This window comes from Paraburkholderia sp. BCC1876 (assembly GCF_902833695.1).
In the GTDB taxonomy this organism is placed as follows: domain Bacteria; phylum Pseudomonadota; class Gammaproteobacteria; order Burkholderiales; family Burkholderiaceae; genus Paraburkholderia.
Map to the genome: position 1 here is coordinate 1 of NZ_CADFGI010000016.1, position 21466 is coordinate 21466.

General features: G+C 64.5%; 19 protein-coding genes. 6 read left to right on the top strand and 13 right to left on the bottom strand.

The window, feature by feature from the left end; all coding sequences use genetic code 11:
- Positions 1-359 (bottom strand): citrate/2-methylcitrate synthase (locus HWY05_RS35135; protein WP_279614196.1); only part of this gene is annotated, 359 nt, incomplete at its 3' end.
- 222 nt (positions 360-581) lie between these two features.
- Here HWY05_RS35135 and prpR point away from each other — a divergent pair.
- Positions 582-2564, top strand: a complete 1983-nt coding sequence (gene prpR, locus HWY05_RS35140) for a propionate catabolism operon regulatory protein PrpR (protein WP_035562711.1) — start codon at positions 582-584, stop codon at positions 2562-2564.
- Here the strand turns inward: prpR and HWY05_RS35145 are convergent.
- The 11 genes from HWY05_RS35145 to HWY05_RS35195 all read right to left on the bottom strand — a co-directional run bounded on the left by HWY05_RS35145 (position 2521) and on the right by HWY05_RS35195 (position 14988).
- A complete protein-coding gene (locus HWY05_RS35145; RefSeq protein ID WP_176061189.1) occupies positions 2521-2901 on the bottom strand; it encodes an AraC family transcriptional regulator in 381 nt (126 codons plus the stop codon). The two genes, prpR and HWY05_RS35145, sit on opposite strands and share 44 nt — an antisense overlap.
- Positions 2898-4079, bottom strand: coding sequence for an FAD-binding oxidoreductase (locus tag HWY05_RS35150; RefSeq protein ID WP_035555368.1), 1182 nt, complete (start codon positions 4077-4079; stop codon positions 2898-2900). Before HWY05_RS35150 ends, HWY05_RS35145 begins: the two co-directional genes overlap by 4 nt.
- Positions 4076-5446 (bottom strand): NAD(P)/FAD-dependent oxidoreductase, encoded by a 1371-nt coding sequence (locus tag HWY05_RS35155; protein ID WP_176061190.1) that lies wholly within the window; start codon positions 5444-5446, stop codon positions 4076-4078. Before HWY05_RS35155 ends, HWY05_RS35150 begins: the two co-directional genes overlap by 4 nt.
- Positions 5431-5745 carry a (2Fe-2S)-binding protein gene (locus tag HWY05_RS35160; RefSeq protein ID WP_035555362.1) on the bottom strand — a complete coding sequence of 105 codons (315 nt, stop codon included), beginning with the start codon at positions 5743-5745 and terminating at the stop codon, positions 5431-5433. Before HWY05_RS35160 ends, HWY05_RS35155 begins: the two co-directional genes overlap by 16 nt.
- A complete protein-coding gene (locus tag HWY05_RS35165; RefSeq protein ID WP_176061191.1) occupies positions 5742-7586 on the bottom strand; it encodes an ABC transporter ATP-binding protein in 1845 nt (614 codons plus the stop codon). The genes HWY05_RS35160 and HWY05_RS35165 overlap by 4 nt, the downstream gene beginning before the upstream one ends.
- Positions 7586-8536 carry an ABC transporter permease gene (locus tag HWY05_RS35170; RefSeq protein WP_156126690.1) on the bottom strand — a complete coding sequence of 317 codons (951 nt, stop codon included), beginning with the start codon at positions 8534-8536 and terminating at the stop codon, positions 7586-7588. The genes HWY05_RS35165 and HWY05_RS35170 overlap by 1 nt, the downstream gene beginning before the upstream one ends.
- Positions 8533-9486, bottom strand: coding sequence for an ABC transporter permease (locus HWY05_RS35175; RefSeq protein WP_035555356.1), 954 nt, complete (start codon positions 9484-9486; stop codon positions 8533-8535). Before HWY05_RS35175 ends, HWY05_RS35170 begins: the two co-directional genes overlap by 4 nt.
- A 37-nt stretch (positions 9487-9523) precedes the next feature.
- Entirely contained in the window at positions 9524-11140 is a 1617-nt protein-coding gene (locus tag HWY05_RS35180; protein ID WP_035555354.1) for an ABC transporter substrate-binding protein, read from the bottom strand.
- A gap of 81 nt (positions 11141-11221) precedes the next feature.
- Positions 11222-12496, bottom strand: a complete 1275-nt coding sequence (locus HWY05_RS35185; protein ID WP_035555351.1) for an FAD-binding oxidoreductase — start codon at positions 12494-12496, stop codon at positions 11222-11224.
- A gap of 66 nt (positions 12497-12562) precedes the next feature.
- Complete coding sequence (locus HWY05_RS35190; protein ID WP_035555348.1) at positions 12563-13231, bottom strand: haloacid dehalogenase type II; 669 nt, start codon at positions 13229-13231, stop codon at positions 12563-12565.
- 266 nt (positions 13232-13497) lie between these two features.
- Positions 13498-14988 (bottom strand): aldehyde dehydrogenase family protein, encoded by a 1491-nt coding sequence (locus HWY05_RS35195; RefSeq protein WP_176061192.1) that lies wholly within the window; start codon positions 14986-14988, stop codon positions 13498-13500.
- A gap of 277 nt (positions 14989-15265) precedes the next feature.
- Between HWY05_RS35195 and HWY05_RS35200 the strand changes: the two genes are divergently transcribed.
- From HWY05_RS35200 to HWY05_RS35215, 4 genes are all read left to right on the top strand, one after another.
- A complete protein-coding gene (locus HWY05_RS35200; RefSeq protein WP_244146779.1) occupies positions 15266-16186 on the top strand; it encodes a GNAT family N-acetyltransferase in 921 nt (306 codons plus the stop codon).
- A 6-nt stretch (positions 16187-16192) separates the two neighbouring features.
- Positions 16193-17119 (top strand): glyoxylate/hydroxypyruvate reductase A, encoded by a 927-nt coding sequence (locus HWY05_RS35205; RefSeq protein ID WP_176061193.1) that lies wholly within the window; start codon positions 16193-16195, stop codon positions 17117-17119.
- Between the two features lie 185 nt (positions 17120-17304).
- A complete protein-coding gene (locus HWY05_RS35210; protein ID WP_035555336.1) occupies positions 17305-18702 on the top strand; it encodes an aspartate aminotransferase family protein in 1398 nt (465 codons plus the stop codon).
- 51 nt (positions 18703-18753) lie between these two features.
- Positions 18754-19251, top strand: a complete 498-nt coding sequence (locus HWY05_RS35215; protein ID WP_035555332.1) for a winged helix-turn-helix transcriptional regulator — start codon at positions 18754-18756, stop codon at positions 19249-19251.
- 27 nt (positions 19252-19278) lie between these two features.
- Here the strand turns inward: HWY05_RS35215 and HWY05_RS35220 are convergent, their stop codons facing one another.
- The gene (locus HWY05_RS35220; RefSeq protein WP_176061194.1) at positions 19279-20232 is read right to left on the bottom strand and encodes a LysR substrate-binding domain-containing protein; all 954 of its coding nucleotides are present in this window, start codon (positions 20230-20232) and stop codon (positions 19279-19281) included.
- A 136-nt stretch (positions 20233-20368) separates the two neighbouring features.
- Here HWY05_RS35220 and HWY05_RS35225 point away from each other — a divergent pair, with 136 nt between their 5' ends.
- Entirely contained in the window at positions 20369-21451 is a 1083-nt protein-coding gene (locus tag HWY05_RS35225) for a tartrate dehydrogenase (protein WP_176061195.1), read from the top strand.
- Positions 21452-21466: the final 15 nt, after the last annotated feature.

Here is a 21466-nt window from a genome sequence, read left to right on the forward strand (position 1 = left end):
ACGGTGCCGAGCACCGAGACGCCGGTGCGCATCACGTCCATCGGGTGGGCGGCGGCCGGAATCCATTCGAGCGCGGCTTTCACGTTCGCGGGCAGGCCGCGCATGCCTTTGAGTTTGGTCTTGTAGGCCGTTAGTTCGGCTTGGGTCGGCAGCTTTTCGTGGACCAGCAGATAAGCGATCTCTTCGAATTCGCACGCGCCGGCAATGTCGAGAATGTCGTAGCCACGGTAATGCAGGTCGTTGCCGGTCTTGCCGACCGTGCACAGCGCCGTGTTGCCTGCCGTCACGCCCGACAGCGCGACGGATTTCTTCGGTTTGAATGCGCCTGCGGCCGGCGTGCTGTTGTCTGCTTCGCTCATGGGTATGTCTCCAGATGCATTGGGGGTGCTTTGACTTTGACTGCAGCCTGAAATGCAAAGAACGGGCCAGGCGCGGCAGACGGAGCTAAGTGACTGATTTAACAAAAAACCTCTGTCTGGCATCATCCACGAACGATTTCATAATTGAAATTGAAATTTCAAATTAGAAATCGACAGGCGCATAATAGCCGGACCTCCTACGCCCGCCGCGAGCACGCCATCTTGAGCACACCGCTTTTCGAACCCGGCCAGCGCCCTCGTATCTGGGCGCTCAGCATTAGTCGCCTGCGCGATCTGTTTTTCGACATCGCCGGTGAATACGTGGAGCGCGCGGATTTGCGCATCGTGTCGCACGGTTTCGAAGACGCGGTGCGCGAGATCGAAGCGGCAGGCGCGGGTCGTCCCGATGTCGTGATCGCGGGCGGCTCCAACGGCGCGTATCTGAAAACCCGCGTGTCGGTTCCGGTCGTGCAGATCAGCCCGACCGGTTTCGACGTGATGCATGCGCTCGCCCGCGCGCGGCGCGATGGCACGAACGTCGCCCTCGTCACGCACGGCAATACGCCGGACGAAGTACGGCGCTTCGTCGCCGCCTTCGCACTCGACGTCACGTTAGCGTCGTATCAATCCGCGCAGGACGCGGAAAGCGTCGTGCTCGATCTGCGCGATCGCGGCATCGACATGCTGGTCGGTCCCGGCCTCGCCACCGACCTCGCGGCAAACGCCGGCATGGGCGCGGTGTTTCTCTATTCGCGCGCGTCGATACGCGCCGCCTTCGACACCGCGCTCGAAGTCGCGCAAGCCACCCGCCGCGAAACGGTGCGTCGTCAACGGCTCGACAATCTGCTGCAACATCTGCGCGATGGCGTGGTGGCGCTCGACGCGCAAGGACGAGTCGAAGCGATGAACCAGCGCCTCGCCAGCCTGCTCGGCGTCGACGCCGCGCGCGCGGTAGGCCGCGTGTTGCTCGAACTCGCGCCGGATCTCGCCGGCAGTCTGCCGGAAGCGGACGGCGACGCTTTCTGCACGGTGCGCGGCGCGAGTTACGTCGTGCATCGCGGACCGCTGGCGAGCAGCGGCGCGGCGGCCGGCACGGTGCTGACGTTTCAGGAATCGCGCGCAGTCGAACGGCTCGACCGTACGTTGCGCTCGCGGCAGCGCGTGCAGCAGTTCAGCGCACGTTACCGGCTCGACGATATCGTCGGCGCGTCCGATTCGATCGAACGGGTACGCACGCTGGTCCGGCGTTACGCGCGCTCCGACGCCACCGTTCTGATTCTCGGCGAAAGCGGCACGGGTAAGGAAATGGTCGCGCAGAGCATGCATCAGTTGAGCGCGCGGCGCGATTTCGCGTTCGTCGCGATCAATTGCGGCGCGTTTCCCGAGGCATTGCTGGAAAGCGAATTGTTCGGCTATGAGGAAGGCGCGTTCACTGGGGCGCGCAAAGGCGGCAAAGCGGGGCTGATCGAAGTGGCGCATCGTGGCACGCTGTTTCTCGACGAGATCGGCGAAATGCCGTTGTCGTTGCAGAGCCGGTTGTTGCGCGTGCTGCAGGAACGCGAGGTGGTTCGGTTGGGTTCGACGGAGCCGACGCGGGTCGATATCCGCGTCGTTGCGGCCACGCATCGTGCGTTGACGGAGGGTATCGCAGCGGGACGGTTCCGTGCGGACCTATACTACCGGCTGAACATTCTGAGCATCGCGCTGCCACCGCTACGCGAGCGCCCCACCGACCTGCTGCCGCTCGCCGTCGAACTGCTATTGCAGGCCGCCGCGCGTGAGCCAAGGCTCGCGGCACGTCTGCCGGATGCCGCGGCGGCGGAACGGGTTCTGGAAGGTCTCGGCGACGCCCTGCGGCACTACCCGTGGCCGGGCAATGTGCGTGAATTGCAGAACGTGATCGAACGGCTCGCGGTGGAACTCGCCGATGCCGACACGGAGACCGACACCGACGCGCTTCAAGGCGGCACAAGCGGCGCCGCCCTAACGCGCGAAATACTGCGCACCGTCGCGCCTGAAATCACACTCGACCTTCAACCGCGCGCGAAAAAATCAGCGCTCACGCTACGCGAACGCAGCCGCCACGTGGAAGCCGACGAAATCCGCGCGGCGCTGGTCGCGCACGGCGGCGACCGCGACGCGGTGTGCGCCGCGCTCGGCATCAGCAAGACGACGTTATGGCGGAAGCTGAACGCGGCGCAGTAACGCTCACAGCACGGCCGCCAGCACGCTCGATAAACATACTCGGCGTCATCCCGCAGCATCGCTTGAAATGCCGGCCGAAATGGCTCTGATCGAAGAAGCCGACCTCGGTCGCCACCACCGAGCCCGGCACGCCTTCGAGCAACAGCATCTGCGCGCGCTGGATCCGCAACCCGCACAGATACCGGTACGGCGACGAACCATATTCCTGCCGGAACACCGTCGCGAAGCGCGACACGCTCAACGCGGACAGCGCCGCGAGTTGCGCGAGCGTCACCGGTTCGTCGAAGTGCGCTTCGATAAACGCCCGCGCGGCATTAAGCCCAAGCGACTGTGTCATGACATCACCGTGCTCGAACGGACCGCCGCCTGTCGGGTGGCGAATCGCCGAATGGAAAACGTGTCGAGCGGAATCGCCGTGCTGCCCGTGCCGACGAGTTCCGCCATCGTCTCGCCCACGCCCGGGCCAATCTGGAAACCCGAACCACAAAAACCGAACGCGTAAAACAGGCCATCGACCTTGCTGCTCGGACCGATCACCGGCTCGCTGTCGGGCAGATAACTTTCCACGCCGCTCCACACGCGAATGATATGCAGCGGCGCGAGCGCGGGCACGATCCGGCGCATCTGCTTCAGTTGACCCACCGTATTGGCCGGCAGCACCGAAGCGCGGCAAGTCACGGCATCCGCAGGCCCAGGCGGCCCGCCGCCCACGATGATGTTGCCGCGCGGAATCTGCCGGAAGTAAATGCTCTCTTCCTTGATCGACGTGAACACCCCGATCGACGACTTGAACACATACGGCACCGGCTCGGTCACGCACATTTGCGGGCCGCTCGCAATGAGCGGCACCGTTTCGCCGAATTGCTCAGTGAGACGGGTGGCCCATGCACCCGCGCAGATCACGAGTTGCGCCGCCCAATACACGTCGCCGCGCGCGCTCTCCACGCGAAACCGCCCCCCGTCTTTCTCGACGCGAACAATCTCCGTGTTCTCGACGATCTGCGCACCGAGCCGCGCCGCCGCGCGGCCGAATGCGGGCGCCGCGAGTCGCGGATTCGCGTGGCCGTCGAGCGGTGAAATCGAGGCCGCCAGCACTTCGCGGCCGAGAAACGGATAACGCTTGAACAGGGCCTCGCCGTGCAGCACTTCGAGATCGAGACCATGCGCGCGCGCATCGATCGCGTACTGATCGAAATTCTCAACGTCTTTCTCGTGATAGCAGACCCGCGTATGGCCTACCGGCAGAAACTCGACGTCTTCACCGAGCAGTTCCGCCGAACGCTGCCACGTACGCAGCGCGCGGTTCGACATCGCCAGTTGCGGCAACGAGCGGCCTTGCCGGCGAATTCCGCCGAAGTTCACGCCGCTCGCCTGCTGTCCCGTGAGACCGCGTTCGAGCAGAATCACCGAACGGTTGCGCTGGCGCAGAAAGAACGCCGTCGTGGTCCCCACAATGCCGCCGCCAATCACAATGACGTCGGCCTCGCCGCCCTTAATGGAGGAAGTCGCGCTCATTCGCTCACCTCTTCAGCCAACGCCACGGGCAGCGGTTTAACCGGCGCCTGGCCGCGTAATCGTCCCACGGAAGACAGCGGCACGCAGGCCGCCGCCGCGATAATTTCGGCGCCCGCGTGGCCACAATAACGCCCCTGGCAGCGGCCCATGCCAACCCGTGAAAACGCCTTCGCGCGGTTGGCTTCCCGCGCGCCGCTCGCGTGCACGACGCGGCGCAATTCGCCGGCCGTGATCGCTTCGCACCGGCAGACGATCGTTTCGTCCGGCAACGCGGCAGCGAATTTCGCCGGCCACGGAAACGCTTCTCTCAACCCCGCGGCGAAGCGCGTGAAGCGCGCGAGTTCGGCGCGCAAGCGCTCCACGCCCTCAACCGGCGTGCCGAGATCCTGCAGGGCCGCCAGCGCGGCCAGGCGGCCCGAGCGTTCGGCCGCGTCGGCGCCGCGCACGCGTGCGCCATCGCCCGCCAGATAGACACCTTTGATGCTGCTGCGGCCGTCGGCATCGATATGCGGAAGCCACTGCTGCGCGGCGTCGTCGAATATAAAGCGGCAACCCGCGAGATCCGCGAGTTGCGTCTCGGGACGCAAGTGATAACCGAGCGCGACGGCATCGCACGCGAACTCGAGGTGCGCGCCGCCGGGCAGCGCGACTTCCACACCGCTCACGCCGTGTTGCGGCGTGCCTTTGATCTCGACAGGCTGCACGCCGCGATGAACCGGCACGCGTGCATGGGCAAGCACACGCGTCAACGCAATGCCTTTTTTCAACGCAGCGGGAATCGCCAGCAACTTCGGCAATGCGGCCACGCGCTGCATGAACGTCGACGTATCGAGCACCGCCGCGACCTGCGCGCCCGCCTTCACGTACTGCGCGGCCACGAGATACAGCAACGGCCCGCTGCCCATCATCACGACACGCGAACCGATCGCGCAGCCCTGCGATTTCAACGCGACCTGCGCGCCGCCGAGGCTATACGTGCCCGCCTGATGCCAGCCCTTCACCGGCATCAACCGATCGGTCGCGCCGCTGCAAACAATCAGCGCGTCGAACGGCAACGTCCGGTAGCGCGTGCCGCTCACCAGGTGCAACGCATTCGGCGAGATATTCCACACCAGCGTGTCCGGCAGATAGTCGACCTTGCTCTTCAACGCATCGAAACTCTGGTGCAGCGAAGCGGCACGCTCGGCCTCGGTGCCGTACAAGGTCGCGTAGCTGCGCGAAAAACCTTCCGGTTGCCGCCGATAAATCTGCCCGCCGTCGCGCCGTCCTTCATCGATCACGGTCGGCCGCAGCCCCGCTTCGACCAGCGCCTGCGCGGCACGCACGCCCGCCGGCCCGCTGCCTATCACCACTATCCGCGCGGCCATACACCCTCCCCGGCTTCCGCCAGCTTCGTGACGATCGACATGCCGGGCGCGGCGGGCGTGCTGCACGCGCGCACGCGCTCGCCTTGCGCGGTCCACACCCAACAATCCTGGCACGCGCCCATCAGACAGAAACCGGCGCGACGTCCGTCGCCGAATTCGGAATCGCGCAAGGTGGTCGCGCCGGTCAGCAGCGCGACCATCAGCGTGTCACCCTCGGCGGCTTCGCGCGCCACACCGTCCACCGTGATGGCGAAGGTGCGACGGCCCGTTTCCGCTAGCCGTACAAATCGTCCGTTCATGCCGGGGTCGTCTCCAGGGTTTGCAAGCGGTTCAGTTCCGCGGCGGGATGGTGGCAAAGAATCTCCGCGCCGGAAGGCAGCTTCTTCATGGACGGCGGCGTCATGTTGCACATGCCGTCGATCCGCACCGGGCAACGCGCGCGGAACGCGCACAGCTCGGCGATATCGGCGCTCTCGCCCATTGCCGGTAAGGCGCTGGCGACGACCCCACGACGCGCGTCGAGCCAACCGGGTTTCAACACCGGCACCGAATCGACCAGCAGGCCCGTGTACGGGTGATACGGCGGCGCCGCGAGCATGTCGCGCTGCCCCGCTTCCACGCGATGGCCGGCATACAGCACGATCACTTCGTCGCAGATCGCGCGCACTGTCGAAATATCGTGGCTGATAAACATGTACGACACGCCCAGCTCGCGCCGCAATTCAGCCAGTAGATCGAGGATCGCCGCACCGACCACGGTGTCGAGCGCGGAGGTGACTTCGTCGCACAGAATCAACGCGGGATCGGCGGCGAGCGCGCGCGCCAGATTCACGCGCTGCTTCTGACCGCCGGACAAACCGGCCGGCGTACGCGTGGCGATCGACGCCGGAAGCTTGACCAGATCGAGCAGCGCCAGCATCCGCTTTTTCGCTGCTGAGCCGCGCAGATGGTGATAAAACGCGAGCGGCCGGCCGAGAATGTCGGCAATCGAATGACTCGGATTCAGCGCCGTGTCGGCATTCTGAAACACGATCTGAATCTGCCGGTATTGTTCCGGCGTGCGCCGCGACAGTTGCGCGGGCAACGGCTTGCCGTTGAACAGCACCTCACCGCTCGCACGGTCGACTAACCCGGCCACCACACGCGCCAGCGTCGTTTTGCCGGAACCGGATTCGCCGATCACGCCGAGCGTGCGGCCGCGCGGAATCGTCAGGCTGACGTCGTCGAGCACGCGCACGGCGGGCGATCCGAACCGGTCGATGCGGCCATACCCCGCCGATAGCCCGCGAATCTCCAGCAACGGCGGCACATGTTTGCCGGGGTTGAGCGGCGCTTCCAGTTCGAGTTCCGGGCGGCGTGTCGCGGCCAGCAATTGACGCGTGTACGCATCCACGGGCGCATCGAGCACTTGCGCGACCGCGCCGTTTTCTTTCACCGTGCCGCCGTTCAGCACGACGATGCGGTCCGCCATCTGCGCGACCACCGCCAGATCGTGCGACACGTACACAGCCGTGGTGCCCAACTCGCGCACCACCTTCTTGAAAGCCGCGAGCACTTCGATCTGCGTGGTCACGTCCAGCGCGGTAGTGGGTTCGTCGAACACCACCACGGCCGGATCGGTGATCAGCGCCATCGCGGCCATCAAGCGCTGCAACTGCCCGCCCGACACCTGGTGCGGATAACGCTCGCCGATCGTCTCCGGCGCGGGCAACGCCAGCGCGCGGAACAGGTCGATCGCTTTGACCCGCGCCGCCTCTTTCGTCATCAACTGATGCAGCAGCGCCGGCTCGGTGACCTGATCCATGATCGTGCGCGCCGGATTGAAACCGGCCGCCGCGCTCTGCGCGACATACGCCACGGTGCGCGCGCGCAACGCGCGACGTCCTTTCGCGTCGAGCGACAACACGTCGAGTCCGCCGATGCACACCGAGCCGCCGCTGATCGAGCACCCGGCCCGCGCATAGCCGAGCAGCGCCAGCGCAATGGTCGTCTTGCCCGAGCCCGACTCGCCGATCAGCGCCAGCACCTCGCCCTGCTTCACCGAAAAATCGACGCCCTTGACGATCTCGGTCACGGCCCCCGGCGCCGCGCCGGCGACGACCCGCAGGCCTCTTACTTCAATCATGTCCCGCTCGGCCATCACGCACCTCCATGGCTACGGCCGCGACGCCGCAAATTGTCGATCAGCAGATTCATCCCGATCGTCAGCGTCGCAATCGCGACGGCGGGCATCAACACGGCGGGCGCACCTTCCGACAAGCCGCCGATGTTCTCGCGCACCAGCGAACCCCAATCGGCATTCGGCGGCTGCACGCCGAGCCCGAGAAAACTGAGCCCGCTGAGCAGCAGCACGATAAACACGAAGCGCAAGCCGAAATCCGCGAGCATCGGATGAATCATGTTCGGCAGCACCTCGACCCGCGCGATATAGAAGATGCCTTCGCCGCGAGCCCGCGCCACCTGCACGTATTCGAGGCCCATCAGGTTCACCGCGAGCGAGCGCGAAATGCGGAACGCGCCGGGAATGTAGGCCAATGCCGCGACCGTGGTCAGCATCGTGATCGACGAACCGAACGCGGCGATCACCACCAGCGCGAGCACCTTGCTCGGAATCGAAATCAGCGCGTCGAACAGACGGCTGATAATTTCATCGACCCAGCGTCCGGACACTGCAGCCAGCAAACCGAAGAACGTGCCGATCACGCTGGCCAGCACGGCGGCGGCCAGCGCGAGGCCGACCGTATAGCGCGCGCCGTAGAGAATCCGGCTCAACATGTCGCGGCCGAGATAGTCGGTGCCGAGCGGATACGCCGCGCTATACCGACCGAAAATTTCCGTCGACGTCAGCGCGCCGCCTTTGTACGGCGCGACCAGCGGCCCGACGAACGCGACCAGCAGCCAGAACGCGACCATCGTCAGGCCGATCAGCCCGAGCACGGAAAAACGCTGCACGAGCCGTTTGAACACGCCCTGCTTCAACGCGGCCGTTTCGACGGGCGCGGGTTCGGCGACCAGTTCGTCGCGCTGCACGTCGTACAACTCAGTGCCCGCGTGCGGAACGTGGTGGGGATTGGTAGGTTGGCTCATCATCGACGTAGCCTCGGGTTAGAGACGATTTGGCACAGATCGGCGATCAGCACGAGGGCGAGATAGGCCGCGCAGAACACCATCACGCAGCCCTGCACGAGCGGCATATCGCGATTCGTGACCGCATCGACCATCAGGCTCGCGAGGCCGGGATAGTTGAAGATCGATTCGACGATCACCACGCCGCCGAACAGATACGACAGGCTCAGCGCCACCGCGTTGGCAATCGGCCCGACGGTGTTCGGCAACACGTGCCGCCACACCACCCGAACCGGCGAGGCGCCCTTGAGCACCGCCATTTCCACGTACGACGAATTGAGCTGATCGAGCACCGCGGCGCGCGTCATGCGCGCCATCTGCGCAACCAGCACGCAGCACAGCGTCATGACCGGCATCGCGTAGATACGCAGCAATGCGCCGAACGAATCCACTTCCGACAGATACGACAGCGCCGGCAGCCAGCGCAGCTTCACGGCGAAGATCAGCACCGCGACGGTCGCGATCAGGAACTCCGGCACCGCCACCGTGGACAGCGTCAGCACGTTGAGCGTGCGGTCGAGCAGCGAGCCGCGAAACATGGCCGACGCAATGCCGACCGTCAGCGCGAGCGGCACCGAGACCAGCGCCGTGAGACCGGCAAGCACCAGCGAGTTCGGCAGGCGCGTCGCGATCAGTTGGCTGACGGGCAGATTGTTCGACATCGAGATGCCGAAGTTGCCGGTCACCACCTGCACCAGCCACTCGACGTAGCGCTGCAGCGCGGGCTGATCGAGCCCGAACTGATGCCGCAGGGCGGCGACGGCCTCGGGTGTCGCCGCCTGGCCGAGCGCCTGCTGGGCCGCGTCACCCGGCAGCAGCCCGGTGACGGCGAACACCACCGCCGAGACCAGCAGCAGCGTGAGCAGCGCGAGGCCGAGGCGCGCGGCGATAAGACGTTGCGCATGAGCTTTCATTGAAAGTCGCCTCCTGGAACAGCAGGACCCATCAGACTCAGCTTTCGAGCCAGACGTTTTCCGCAAACATGAAACCCATCAAGCCGGCCAGCGGAATCGAACCGAGGCCCTTGAGCTTGTTCGTGTACGCATCGATCGAACTCTGAAACAGCGGAATGCCGATGCCGCCGTTGTCATGCACCAGCACCTGCATGTCGCCGTAAATCTTCTTGCGCTTCGCGTCGTCGGGTTCGCCGCGCGCGGCAACCAGCATCTGATCGAACTTCGGGCTCTTCCAGTTCGCTTCGTTCCACGGTGCGTCGGACTTGAAGAACTGCGTGAAGATCACGTCGGCGCTCGGACGCGCATTGACCGAGCCGTAACCGAGCGGATGCTTCATCCAGTGGTTCGACCAGTAGCCATCCGCCGGCACGCGCGTCACCTGCAGATTCAGACCCGCTTGCGGCGCAACCTGCTGAAGCAGCATGGCCATTTCCACCGAGCCCTCGGCGGCCGGCGACGCAAAAATCTGGATCGGCGCGCTGCCTACCTTCGCCTTCTGAAAGTGGAACTTCGCCTTGTCCGGATCGAAGCCGCGCTGCGGCAAGCCGGCCAGGTAGTACTTGTTGGTCGGATCGATCGGCTGATCGTTGCCGATCGCGCCGTAGCCCTGGAAAATCGCCTGACGAATCTGGTCTCGGTTCTGCAGATACATCATGCCCCGCCGAAAATCGTCGTTACCGGTAATGCCGTTTTCGTCGCGCACGATCAGATCGGTGTACTCGCCGGTCTTCGTCTCCAGCACCGAGTGGCCGCCGGCGCTCTTGATCTGCGCGGTCGAACGCGGGCTCACCGAGTTGATCAGTTGCACGTCGCCGGAGAGCAGCGCATTGACGCGCGCCGATTCGTCGCCGATACCGATCAGCTCGATTTCGTCCAGATGCGGCATGCCGGGTTTCCAGTACTTCTCGTTCTTCACGCCGACCGTGCGCACGCCCGGCGAGAACTCCTTGACCTTGAATGGGCCGGTGCCGATCGCGGTTTTGAAATCTTTGGTGCCGTCCTTGATGATCACAAAGTGCGAGGTCGCGAGAATCACCGGCAGGTCGGCATTCGCGCCCTCCAGCGTGATGGTCACTTCGTTCGGGCCGGTGGCCTTCACGTCCTTGATCTGGTCGGCGAGCGTCTTGGCTTTCGAAGCCGTGGCCGGGTCCTTGTGACGCAGGATCGAATAGACGACATCGGCCGGCGCGAGCGCCTTGCCGTCATGGAACTGCACCCCCGTGCGCAGCTTCACAACCCACACGATCGCGTCTTTTGTATCCAGCGAGGTGGCCAGCGCCATCTTCGCGCCGAGGTGCGAATCGAGTTCGGTCAGCCCGTTGTAGAACATGAACCCACGAACATAGTCGGTGCTGAGCGCGCCTTTCGCGGGATCGAGCGTGTCTGAAGCGGAGGCCGATTGCGTCGCCACCCGGATCTTGCCGCCCTGCTTCGGCTTCGCTTGCGCGAAGGCCGCGCCGCTCGCGGACAACAGGCCGGCGCCCGTCACGGACATCATGCCGGCCGCGGCCATCGCGCGCAGCACATCGCGCCGCGATGCCCCCCTGGCGGTCAATCGCTCAAGACTCGTATCGAGTTGAAGCACGCCGTGTTGCGAGTTTTCCTTATTCATCGAACATCTCCGCGAGGGTAAGCGAGGTTGAATTGTGGGTGCGGCTGTGTGGTTGTGATTGCCTGATACGACGACGGGAATTCAGTAAAAAATATCTTTGATGCGGTAGTACGTGCCCACCAGCGGCAGAAACCACGGCTTGCCGGTGTGGCCCGGAATCGCGGGCCATTCGGACTCGCGCCACGGGTTCTGTTCTTCGTGACCATCCATCACGTCGGCCATCACCTGGCCCATGTGAGTCGACATCTGCGTACCGTGACCGCTATAGCCCATCGAAAAATAGACACCGTCATGCTGGCCGGCATGCGGCAGACGGTCGGCGCTCATGTCGACGAGACCGCCCCAGCAATAGTCGATACGCGCGCTCGCCAGTTGCGGAAACATCGCGACGAGACCGTCTCGCAGAATCCGTCCGCTCTTCGCATCCGACGGCTGTTCGGACGCCGTGAAACGCGCGCGGCCGCCGAACAGCAGACGCGAGTCGGGCGTCACGCGGAAGTAGTTATGCATCAGCCGCGTGGTGGTGTACGCGCGCTGCTTCGGCAACACCTGCTGAAGCAAGGCGGGCGGCAACGGTTCCGTCACGACGATGAACGAGCCGATCGGTGCGATCCGACGCCGATACCAGCCGAACGGACCATGCCGCGACGGACCCGTCGCAATCAGCACCTGCTTCGCGCGCACTTCGCCGCGCGCGGTGGTGACGCGATAGCCGCTGCCGTCCTTCACGATCGCGCTGACGGCCGCGTTCTCATACAGCTTCGCACCACGCCGCACGGCGGCATCGGCGAGACCGACGGTGAACTTGCCCATGTGCATCTGGCCGCCGTGCCGCTGCAACAGGCCGCCATGAAAACTGTCCGATTGAACCTCGCTGCGAATCCGTTCGCGACCGATCAGTTCGATATCCGTATCGACTTCGCGGCGAATCAGCTCCGCCGTCTTCTCAAGATGCGCGAGATGGTGCGGTTTCGATGCCAGCTTCAGCTTGCCGGTCGCGACGTAATTACAGTCGATGTTTTCTTCGCGAATCAGCCGCTCGACCGTGTCGACCGCGTCCGAAAACGCGCGATAACACGCGCTGGCCCGCTCCACGCCGAGTTGCGCGACCAGCGCAACGAAGTCCTGCGCAACGCCGGTATTGACCTGCCCGCCGTTGCGCCCGGACGCGCCGCCGCCAATCCGCCCCGCGTCCACCACGGTCACCGCCGCGCCGCGCTTGCCCAACGCCTGCGCCGCCGACAGTCCGGTGAAGCCGCCGCCGATCACCAGCACATCGGCCTGGCCGTCGACCGGGCCTTCACACGCCGACAACAGCGGCGGTGCGGTGTCGAGCCAATAGGAATCGAGCTTCATCCGGTCTGTCCTTGAGAGGGGCAATGAGCGAGGCGGTGTGTTGTCTTCAGCGCGGGCAACCGGCGCTTACAGACCGAGTTCCGTGGCCAGTTGCGGCATGCCGTCGACCTCGTAGTACTGGTAGTACGGCGTCGACGGTTCGTGACCGCGGTTCACGAAAACCTTGTGCTTGATGCCCATGTCGTGCGCGGTCATCAGGTCGTAGCGCAGGCTCGACGACACATGCAGCACATCTTCCGGATTGCAGTCCAGTTGATCGAACATGTATTCGAAGCCTTGCATGCGCGGCTTGTACGATTGCGCCTGCTCCGCCGTGAAGACTTTATGGAACGGCGCGCCGAGCTTGTCGACGTTGCTTTGAATCTGGTTGTTCGAGGCGTTCGACAGAATCACCAGCTTGTACTTCTTCGCCAGACGCGCGAGGCCTTCCGGCACGTCGGGATGCGGGCCCCAGGTCGGCACGGCCGTGTAGATCTTCTCGGCTTCCACTTCGTTGAACTCGACGTTCATGCGCTGGCAGGCACGGCGCAACGCGTTGACCACCACGTCGCGATACGGCTTCCATGCGCCGAGCACTTCGTCGCGGCGATAACCGGCGTAGAACGCGACGAGTTTTTCGAGGTCGTCGCCGCTCAGCAGGTGGCCGAACATTTCGCGCGTCATGTCGGCCATGCGGAATTTGGTCAGCGTGCCGTAGCAGTCGAAGGTGATGTACTTCGGTTCGAATTCGATCATGATGATGCAGTCCTATCGAGGTGGTGAACTCGCAGCGAGCTCATTAACGAAAACAGCGGAAAGCTCAGCGCTGTAGAAGATTTAATCAGCGCAAAAACATAGATGTTCCTGATTCGGGTGCTGCTGGTGACACAAACCATGCGTTTTGGGGCCGCTGGACAGCACAGAATGCGGCGACCGGCCTGAAAGCCTTGCTGGTTATGGGTTTTCGGTCGGCGTACCGCGGTGAGACAGGCTTTTGCCGCGATCAGCCGACCGGCGCGCGCTCAAGGCCGCAAATCGATCAGCACGCTTTTGAAACGCAGGTTGGCCTCATAGGCCTGGCGGCCGAGGTCCTTGCCGATGCCCGAGCGCTTGTAGCCGCCCGTCGGAATCATGAAATCGGAACTGCGCCCGTAACGGTTGACCCACACCGTGCCGGCTTCGAGGCCGCGCACGAAGCGCAGCGCCCGGCCGAGGTCGGCTGTATGCACGCCCGCCGCGAGCCCGTAGTCGGGATGCTGCGCGAGCGCCAGCGCTTCCTCTTCGGTGTCGAAGGTTTGCAGCGTCAGCACGGGACCGAAGATTTCCTCGCGCACGGCCTCGGACTGAGGCGTGACGTCCGCGAGCAAGGTCGGCGAGTAGAACGCGCCATGCGCGCCGCCGTCGACGCGCGTGCCGCCATAACGCAGCGTTGCGCCCGCTTCCAACGTTCGTCCGACGATTGCCTCGATCCGTGCCGCCTGCGGCGCGGAAATGATCGGCGAGAGCGTCGTATCCGCGGCCCACGTCGCGCCGGGTTTCAGTTCGGCGAAGAGTTTGCCGATACGCTCGCTCAGCTCATCGGCAAGGCCTCGTTGAACCAGTAACCGCGAGCCCGTCACGCACACCTGACCAGCGTTGCCCGTGATCGAGCCGGCAATGCGGCGCGCCACGTCGTCCAGACGCGGGGCGTCGGCGAAGACGACTTGCGGGCTCTTGCCGCCCAGTTCGAGCGTGACCGGCTTGGTGCCGCTTTGGGCACACGCTGTCATGATCGCGGCGCCGGTGCGCGTGGAGCCCGTGAACGTGACCTTGCTGATCCTCGGGTGGCGCACGAGTTCGTCGCCGGTCACGCGGCCATCGCCCTGAATCACGTTGAAGATGCCGGCGGGCACGCCCGCCTTGACCGCCAGTTCGGCCAGCCGCAGCACCGAGAACGGCGTCATCTCCGACGGTTTCAGCACCACCGCGTTGCCCGCCGCCAGCGCGGGGGCGATCTTCCACGACGCCATCACCAGCGGGAAATTCCACGGCGCGATGGCGCCGATCACGCCATAAGGTTCCGCGATCATCATGCCCAGATGATCGTGATCGGTTGCCGCGACTTCGCCGCCCAGCTTGTCGGCGAACTCCGCGTAGAAGCGGATGCCCTCGGCGGTGAACGGCACGTCCCAGCCGACCGCCTGAGCGATCGGACGCGTCGAGCCGAGCGCTTCGAGGCGGCCGAGCGCGGGCGCGTCGGCTTCGACCAGATCGGCGAAACGGCGCAGGATCTTTGCGCGTTCGCGCGGCGCCATGCGCGCCCAACCGCTGTGCCGGAAGGCCTGCCATGCATTCTCGACCGCGCGGTCCACCATCGCGGGATCGGCCAGCGGAATGGACGCGTAGATCACGCCGTCCGACGGACGCGAGACGTCGAGGCGGCGCGCGCCGTCGTGCTCGTTGCCCTCCACATACTCGCCGCCGATGAAATGCCCACTGCGAATCGCGACGTCGTTCGGATTGAAGCTGTGCATGAGAGAGGTCCTGTGTGACTGGCTGGAGGGTCCACGCGGCCGGCCTTCACCACGCCGCCGCCATGACAAAATCGTAGAGCCGCGTGCCCGGCATATGTCGCCGACAAAAATCGCCGCACAGCAGAACGCGCTGGTAAACCAGGTCCAGACTGGGCGTTTTGCATCGATTTGCACGGCGGCCCGTTCCGGCGCCCCGGATAAAAAGATCGTCCTAGTCACACCGCGCAGCGGATGACACAGTGACGGCGTAAGCCTTCAGCCATTCAGGGAGTCCGGCGTGTCCGATTCGAAGACCGATTCGATTACCTATAGACGCTTCACCCTCGACGACATCGCCGCCGCGCACGCGCTGACCGTCGAGCTCAAGTGGCCGCATCGCGCCGACGACTGGCGCTTCGTCGCGCAACTGGGCGTGGGTTTCGTCGCGGAAGACGCGAGCGGCGTGATCGGCACCGCGCTGTGCTGGAAGTACGGCGCGGATCGCGCGTCGCTCGGCATGGTGATCGTGTCGCCGGCGCGGCAGGGGCACGGCATCGGCAGAAAGCTGATGGAATGCGTGCTAGAAGAACTCGGCGGCCGCGTCACGTTTCTGCACGCAACACCTGCCGGTCAGCCGCTCTATGAAAAGCTCGGCTTTCGCGCGGCCGGCACGCTCGATCAACATCAGGGCGCGGCGTTCCAGCCGCCGCTCGTGTCCTTGCCACCGGGCGAGCGGCTGCGCCCGCTCGGCTCCCGCGATACGGCACGGCTGGTTGAACTGGCTTCGCGAGCCAGCGGCCTGGATCGCGGCGAGGTGCTGCCCGCGTTGATGAGCACCGCCGACGGCATCGCGCTCGACCGCGATGGCGAACTGGTCGGCTTCGCGCTGTTTCGGCGCTTCGGGCGGGGCTTCGCGATCGGGCCGGTGGTGGCGCCCGCATCCGATGACGCGAGCCGCGCCAAGGCACTGATCAGCCACTGGCTCGCGCTGAATGAAGGCGTGTTCGTGCGGATCGATACGCCAGGCGACAGCGGTCTGACTGAATGGCTGGAACAGTTGGGGCTGCCGCGCGTGGATACGGTGGTGAAGATGGTGCGGGCCGAGGCTGGCGTCACTAACGAACCCGCACAGGCGAATGACGTTGCGTCCGCAAGCACTGCCGCCGCCGGCCACGCCGCCTGCCTTCAATACGGCATCATCAACCAGGCAATCCTCTGACCGACCATGGCCTTTCTCTACAAAGCCGACCCGGCGCGTGGCGCCCAGTGGGCGAAACTCTTTGCGCAGAAAGCGCCGGACCTGCCCTTTCATATCTGGCCCGAGCACGGCGATCCGGCCGCGATCCGTTATCTCGCCGCCTGGCAGCCGCCTGACAACCCCACCCGCACCTTTCCGAATCTGGAAGTCGTGTTCTCGGTCGGCGCCGGTATCGATCAGTTCGATCTGTCGAGCGTACCGGCGCATGTGCCGGTGGTGCGCATGATCGAACCGGGGATCGTCGACGGCATGGTCGAATACGTCACGCAGGCGGTGCTGACGATTCATCGCGATCTGTTCGACTATGGTTTGCAGCAACGGCAGCAGGTGTGGTGCGAGTTACCGCTTATGCCGGCCGGCCAGCGGCGCATCGGCGTGCTCGGACTCGGCGTGCTGGGCACCGCCGTACTGGAGCGCTTGCGGCTGTTTGGCTTCGACTGCGCGGGGTGGAGCCGCTCGGCACGCGAGATCGAGGGCGTCGACTGTTATGCGGGCGAAGGCGCGCTCGACCTGTTTCTGGCGCGCACCGACATCCTGATCTGTCTGCTGCCGCTGACGCCCGCGACCCGCGGCCTGCTCGACGCGGCATTGTTCGCGAAGCTGCCGCGCGGCGCCTCGCTGATTCAAACGGGGCGTGGACCGCATCTGAATCAGCACGACCTGCTCGCCGCGCTGGAGAGCGGCCAGTTGCACAACGCGATTCTCGACGTCACCGATCCCGAACCGCTGCCCGCCGGTCATCCGCTGTGGATGCATCCGCGCGTGCGGATCACGCCGCATATCGCCAGCGCGACGCGACCGGACACCGCCGTCGACGTGGTGCTCGACAATCTGCGCCGTCATCGCGAGGGCTTGCCGATGCTCGGTCAGATCGACCGGACCCAGGGTTATTGAACACGGCGCCGGACGCAAAACGGGACCGCCAAGCCGCTTTTCAACACCCGCAGCAGAAAATGCCGAGTTCATGCATCAAAACGCGTCGCGCGCGCTTTTCAGGCATTTGTTTAGGCAAGCGGTGAATCGTCGCTGATCAGTAGTATGGAACGGTCAACAGCCTTTTCCCGCGACGAGAACCCATCATGCCGATTCATTCGCTCATTGAAGCCGACCGTAAGCATCTGATCCATCCGGTCATCAACTACCGCGCGCACGAAGCCCGTGGCGTCACCATTCTCGAATCGGCCAGCGGCGCATTTCTGCGCGACGCGGCCGGCAACGAACTGCTCGACGCTTTCTCCGGCCTGTGGTGCGTGAACACCGGCTACGGCCAGCAGAGCATCGTCGACGCGGCGACCGCGCAGATGCAAAAACTGCCCTACGCGACAGGCTATTTCCACTTCGGCTCGGAGCCGGCTATCGAGCTGGCGCAGAAGCTCGTCGAGGTATCGCCCGCTTCGTTGCAGCACGTGTATTTCACGCTCGGCGGCTCCGACGCGGTCGACTCCGCGCTGCGCTTCATCACGCATTACTTCAACGCCACGGGCCATCCGTCGAAGAAGCACGTGATCGCGCTGCAACGCGGTTATCACGGTTCGTCGACCACCGGCGCGGGGCTCACCGCCCTGCCCGCGTTCCATCGCAACTTCGATCTGCCGCTGCCCAACCAGCATCATCTGCCGTCGCCGTATGCCTACCGCAACGATTTCGCCGACGACGCCGCGTTGATCGCCGCCTCGGTCGCCGGGCTCGAAGCGAAGGTCGCCGAACTCGGCGCCGACAACGTCGCGGCGTTCTTCTGCGAACCGATCCAGGGGTCGGGCGGCGTGATCGTGCCGCCGGTCGGCTGGCTCAAAGCCATGCGCGAAAGTTGCCGTAAGCTCGGCATCCTGTTCGTCGCCGATGAAGTCATCACCGGTTTCGGCCGCACCGGTCCGCTATTCGCCTGCCAGGGCGAAGGCGTCGAACCGGATCTGATGACGGTGGCGAAAGGGTTGACCGCCGGCTACGCGCCGATGGGCGCGGTGCTGATGTCCGATGAAATTTATCAGGGCATTGCCGATGGCGACGCCGAAGCCGTGGTGGGTCACGGTCACACGTATTCGGCGCATCCGGTGAGCGCGGCGATCGGCCTCGAAGTGCTACGCCTGTATCACGAAGGCGGCCTGCTGGCGAACGGCGTGGCGCGAGCGCCGCGCTTCGCGCGCGGTCTCGATGCGCTGCTCGCGCATCCGCTGGTGGGCGACTCACGACATCGCGGCCTGCTCGGCGCACTCGAACTGGTCGCCGACAAAGAGACCAAAGCGGGCTTCGACCCGGCGCTGAAACTGTCCGAACGGATCGCCGCCGCCGCGTATGAAAACCGCCTGATTTTCCGCGCGTTCGGCGACAACATACTCGGCTTCGCGCCGGCCTTGTCGTACACCGAGGCCGACTTCGACCTGATGTTCGAACGGCTCGAAAAGACCCTCGACGACGTGCTCGCGCAAGCCGACGTGCGGGCCGCGCTGAAGGTCAAAACTCACGCCGCTGCATGCTAGAGTAGAGGCACCCTCAGCCTGTCCCCCAACCGCCGGAGCGACAACGTTACGATGAGCAGCGACTGCAAGCTTGACCGGATCGACCTGCGGATACTTTCACAGCTGCAGAAGAAAGGCCGCATCACCAACGTCGAGCTTGCCGACGCGGTCGGCCTTTCGCCCAGCCCTTGCCTGATTCGCGTCAAACGTCTGGAGAAGGCCGGCTACATCATCGGCTACGGTGCGCAGATCCAGCTCGAAAAGCTCGGCGACGTGCAGATCGTGTTCACTGAAGTCACGCTCGCCGATCATCGGCGGGAAGACTTCATCAAGTTTGTGAATGCGATCCGCGACGTCGACGAGATCGTCGAATGCCATCTCGCGAGCGGCGGCTACGACTACCTGCTGAAGTTCATCACGCGCAGCGTGAGCCACTATCAGAGCATTGTCGAAGGCTTGCTCGAACGCGATATCGGCATCGAGAAGTACTTCAGCTACGTGATCATCAAGTCGCCGTTCGTGAAGAGCCATTACCCGCTCGAAACGCTGTTCTCGCAGAACCACAACTAGGCGTATCGATAGCGCCGGGCCCTCACGTCAGGGTTCGGCGGCTTGCTCCCTTGCCGCGCCTTCAGCGGACTCCGGCGGACTCCATTGCGCGAACTCCTCGCTCAGAAAGTCGACGCATACCCGCACCTTCGCCGACTGCGCGAGCCTCGCCGGATACACCGCCCACAGATTCGCCGGTTGCGTGACCTCGGGCAGCACCTGCTGCAACTGGCCGCTGTCGAGCAGCGGCCGCACGTCCCACATGGAACGCAGCACGATGCCGCGCCCGGCCAGCGCCCATTGCACCGCTACTTCGCCGTGATTGGTCGACAACGGTCCGGTGACTTTGATCGACACCGCTTCGCCGCGCACCGTCAAACGCCACAAACCGAACGGATGATCGCGCTCCTTGATCGCCAGACACGCATGCGAGGACAGCTCGGCGAGTTGCCGCGGCGCGCCATGCCGCGCGATATACCCCGGCGACGCGCACAGCACGCGATGATTCGACGCGAGCCGCCGTGCGATCAGATGCGGCGCGATCTCGTCGCCGATGCGAATGTCGAGGTCGAAGCCTTCGCCGGCCACATCCACGAGACGATCGAACAGATCGAGCCGCACGCTCAGTTGCGGATAACGCTCCGAAAAACGCGCCAACGCCGGCGCCACGAAACGTCGTCCGAAACCGAAGCTGCTGGAAATACGCAGCTTGCCGCCGGGAATGCGGCGCGTGGTCGACACGTCTTCCACCAGTTGATCGACGTCGTCGAGAATCTTCTCGGCCCACGCGTAGACGCGTTCGCCGGCTTCCGTAATCGCGACCCGGCGCGTGGACCGATGCAATAACCGCGTGCCGAGCGTAGTCTCGAGCACATTGATCCGTTTGCTGACGTACGCCGCCGACACCGACAAGGCCTCCGCCGCCGCACTGAAACTGGATTTACGCGCCACTTCGCAGAACACGCGCAAATCGCCGAGATCGGGTGAAGGGACGGAGTTCATAGGTCGCTCGGCGGTCCATGCGTTTGTACACGAATCGTGCACAGTGGCTTAACTAAAGCGACCATTTTAGGCTCAAACAGCAGGAATAAAATAAACCCGATTGAAGCGTCGAACGTCCTAATGGAGGAGCAGCAACATGTCGAAGAAATATCGGATCGCGGTCATTCCCGGCGACGGCATTGGTGTCGAAGTGATGCCCGAAGCGCTACGCGTGCTGGACGCCGTGAAAACCCGCTTCGAGCTCGACTTCGAGTATCGGCACATTGAATGGGCGAGCTGCGACTACTACGCGCAGCACGGCAAGATGATGCCGGACGACTGGAAAGCGCAACTGCAATCCGCCGACGCGATTCTGTTCGGCGCGGTGGGCTGGCCCGACACGGTGCCCGACCACGTTTCGCTGTGGGGTTCGCTGCTCAAGTTCCGCCGCGAATTCGATCAGTACATCAACCTGCGGCCCGCGCGTCTGTTTGCCGGCGTGCCGTCGCCGCTCGCGGGCCGTAAGGCCGGCGACATCGACTTCTGGATCGTGCGCGAGAACACCGAGGGCGAGTATTCGTCGGTGGGCGGCGTGATGTTCGAAGGCACCGAGCGCGAATTCGTGCTGCAGGAATCGGTGTTCACGCGGCACGGCAGCGAGCGCGTGCTGAAGTTCGCGTTCGACCTCGCGCAGCGCCGCGAGCGCAAAAAAATCACGGTCGCCACCAAGAGCAACGGCATCGCGATCAGCATGCCGTGGTGGGACAAATGCGCGGCCGGCATCGCGGCGCTGTATCCCGACGTGACGTGGGACAAGCAGCATATCGACATTCTCTGCGCGCGCTTCGTGCTGAATCCGGATCGTTTCGACGTGGTGGTCGCCACCAATCTGTTCGGCGACATTCTGTCCGATCTCGGCCCCGCCTGTACCGGCACGATCGGCCTCGCGCCCTCGGCCAATCTGAATCCCGACCGCAAGTTTCCGTCGCTGTTCGAACCGGTGCACGGGTCGGCGCCCGACATTGCCGGCAAGAACATCGCCAATCCGATCGCGATGATCTGGTCGGCGGCGATGATGCTCGACTTCCTCGGCAATCACGAAGGCAAGGAGCGCGAGGCGCACGACGCAATTCTCGCGGCCATCGAGGCTACGCTGGTGACAGGCCCGCATACCGGCGACCTGGGCGGCAAGGCAAACACGACCGAAGTCGGCCAGGCGATCGCGGCTAAACTTGCCTGAGAACTGAGCCCACCC

Coding starts and splice junctions, on each gene's coding strand:
- HWY05_RS35145 (WP_176061189.1), bottom strand. CDS start 2,901: ATGACACAGTCGCTTGGGCTTAATGCCGCGCGGGCGTTTATCGAAGCG.
- HWY05_RS35150 (WP_035555368.1), bottom strand. CDS start 4,079: ATGAGCGCGACTTCCTCCATTAAGGGCGGCGAGGCCGACGTCATTGTG.
- HWY05_RS35155 (WP_176061190.1), bottom strand. CDS start 5,446: ATGGCCGCGCGGATAGTGGTGATAGGCAGCGGGCCGGCGGGCGTGCGT.
- HWY05_RS35160 (WP_035555362.1), bottom strand. CDS start 5,745: ATGAACGGACGATTTGTACGGCTAGCGGAAACGGGCCGTCGCACCTTC.
- HWY05_RS35165 (WP_176061191.1), bottom strand. CDS start 7,586: ATGGCCGAGCGGGACATGATTGAAGTAAGAGGCCTGCGGGTCGTCGCC.
- HWY05_RS35170 (WP_156126690.1), bottom strand. CDS start 8,536: ATGATGAGCCAACCTACCAATCCCCACCACGTTCCGCACGCGGGCACT.
- HWY05_RS35175 (WP_035555356.1), bottom strand. CDS start 9,486: ATGAAAGCTCATGCGCAACGTCTTATCGCCGCGCGCCTCGGCCTCGCG.
- HWY05_RS35180 (WP_035555354.1), bottom strand. CDS start 11,140: ATGAATAAGGAAAACTCGCAACACGGCGTGCTTCAACTCGATACGAGT.
- HWY05_RS35185 (WP_035555351.1), bottom strand. CDS start 12,496: ATGAAGCTCGATTCCTATTGGCTCGACACCGCACCGCCGCTGTTGTCG.
- HWY05_RS35190 (WP_035555348.1), bottom strand. CDS start 13,231: ATGATCGAATTCGAACCGAAGTACATCACCTTCGACTGCTACGGCACG.
- HWY05_RS35195 (WP_176061192.1), bottom strand. CDS start 14,988: ATGCACAGCTTCAATCCGAACGACGTCGCGATTCGCAGTGGGCATTTC.
- HWY05_RS35205 (WP_176061193.1), top strand. CDS start 16,193: ATGGCCTTTCTCTACAAAGCCGACCCGGCGCGTGGCGCCCAGTGGGCG.
- HWY05_RS35210 (WP_035555336.1), top strand. CDS start 17,305: ATGCCGATTCATTCGCTCATTGAAGCCGACCGTAAGCATCTGATCCAT.
- HWY05_RS35215 (WP_035555332.1), top strand. CDS start 18,754: ATGAGCAGCGACTGCAAGCTTGACCGGATCGACCTGCGGATACTTTCA.
- HWY05_RS35220 (WP_176061194.1), bottom strand. CDS start 20,232: ATGAACTCCGTCCCTTCACCCGATCTCGGCGATTTGCGCGTGTTCTGC.
- HWY05_RS35225 (WP_176061195.1), top strand. CDS start 20,369: ATGTCGAAGAAATATCGGATCGCGGTCATTCCCGGCGACGGCATTGGT.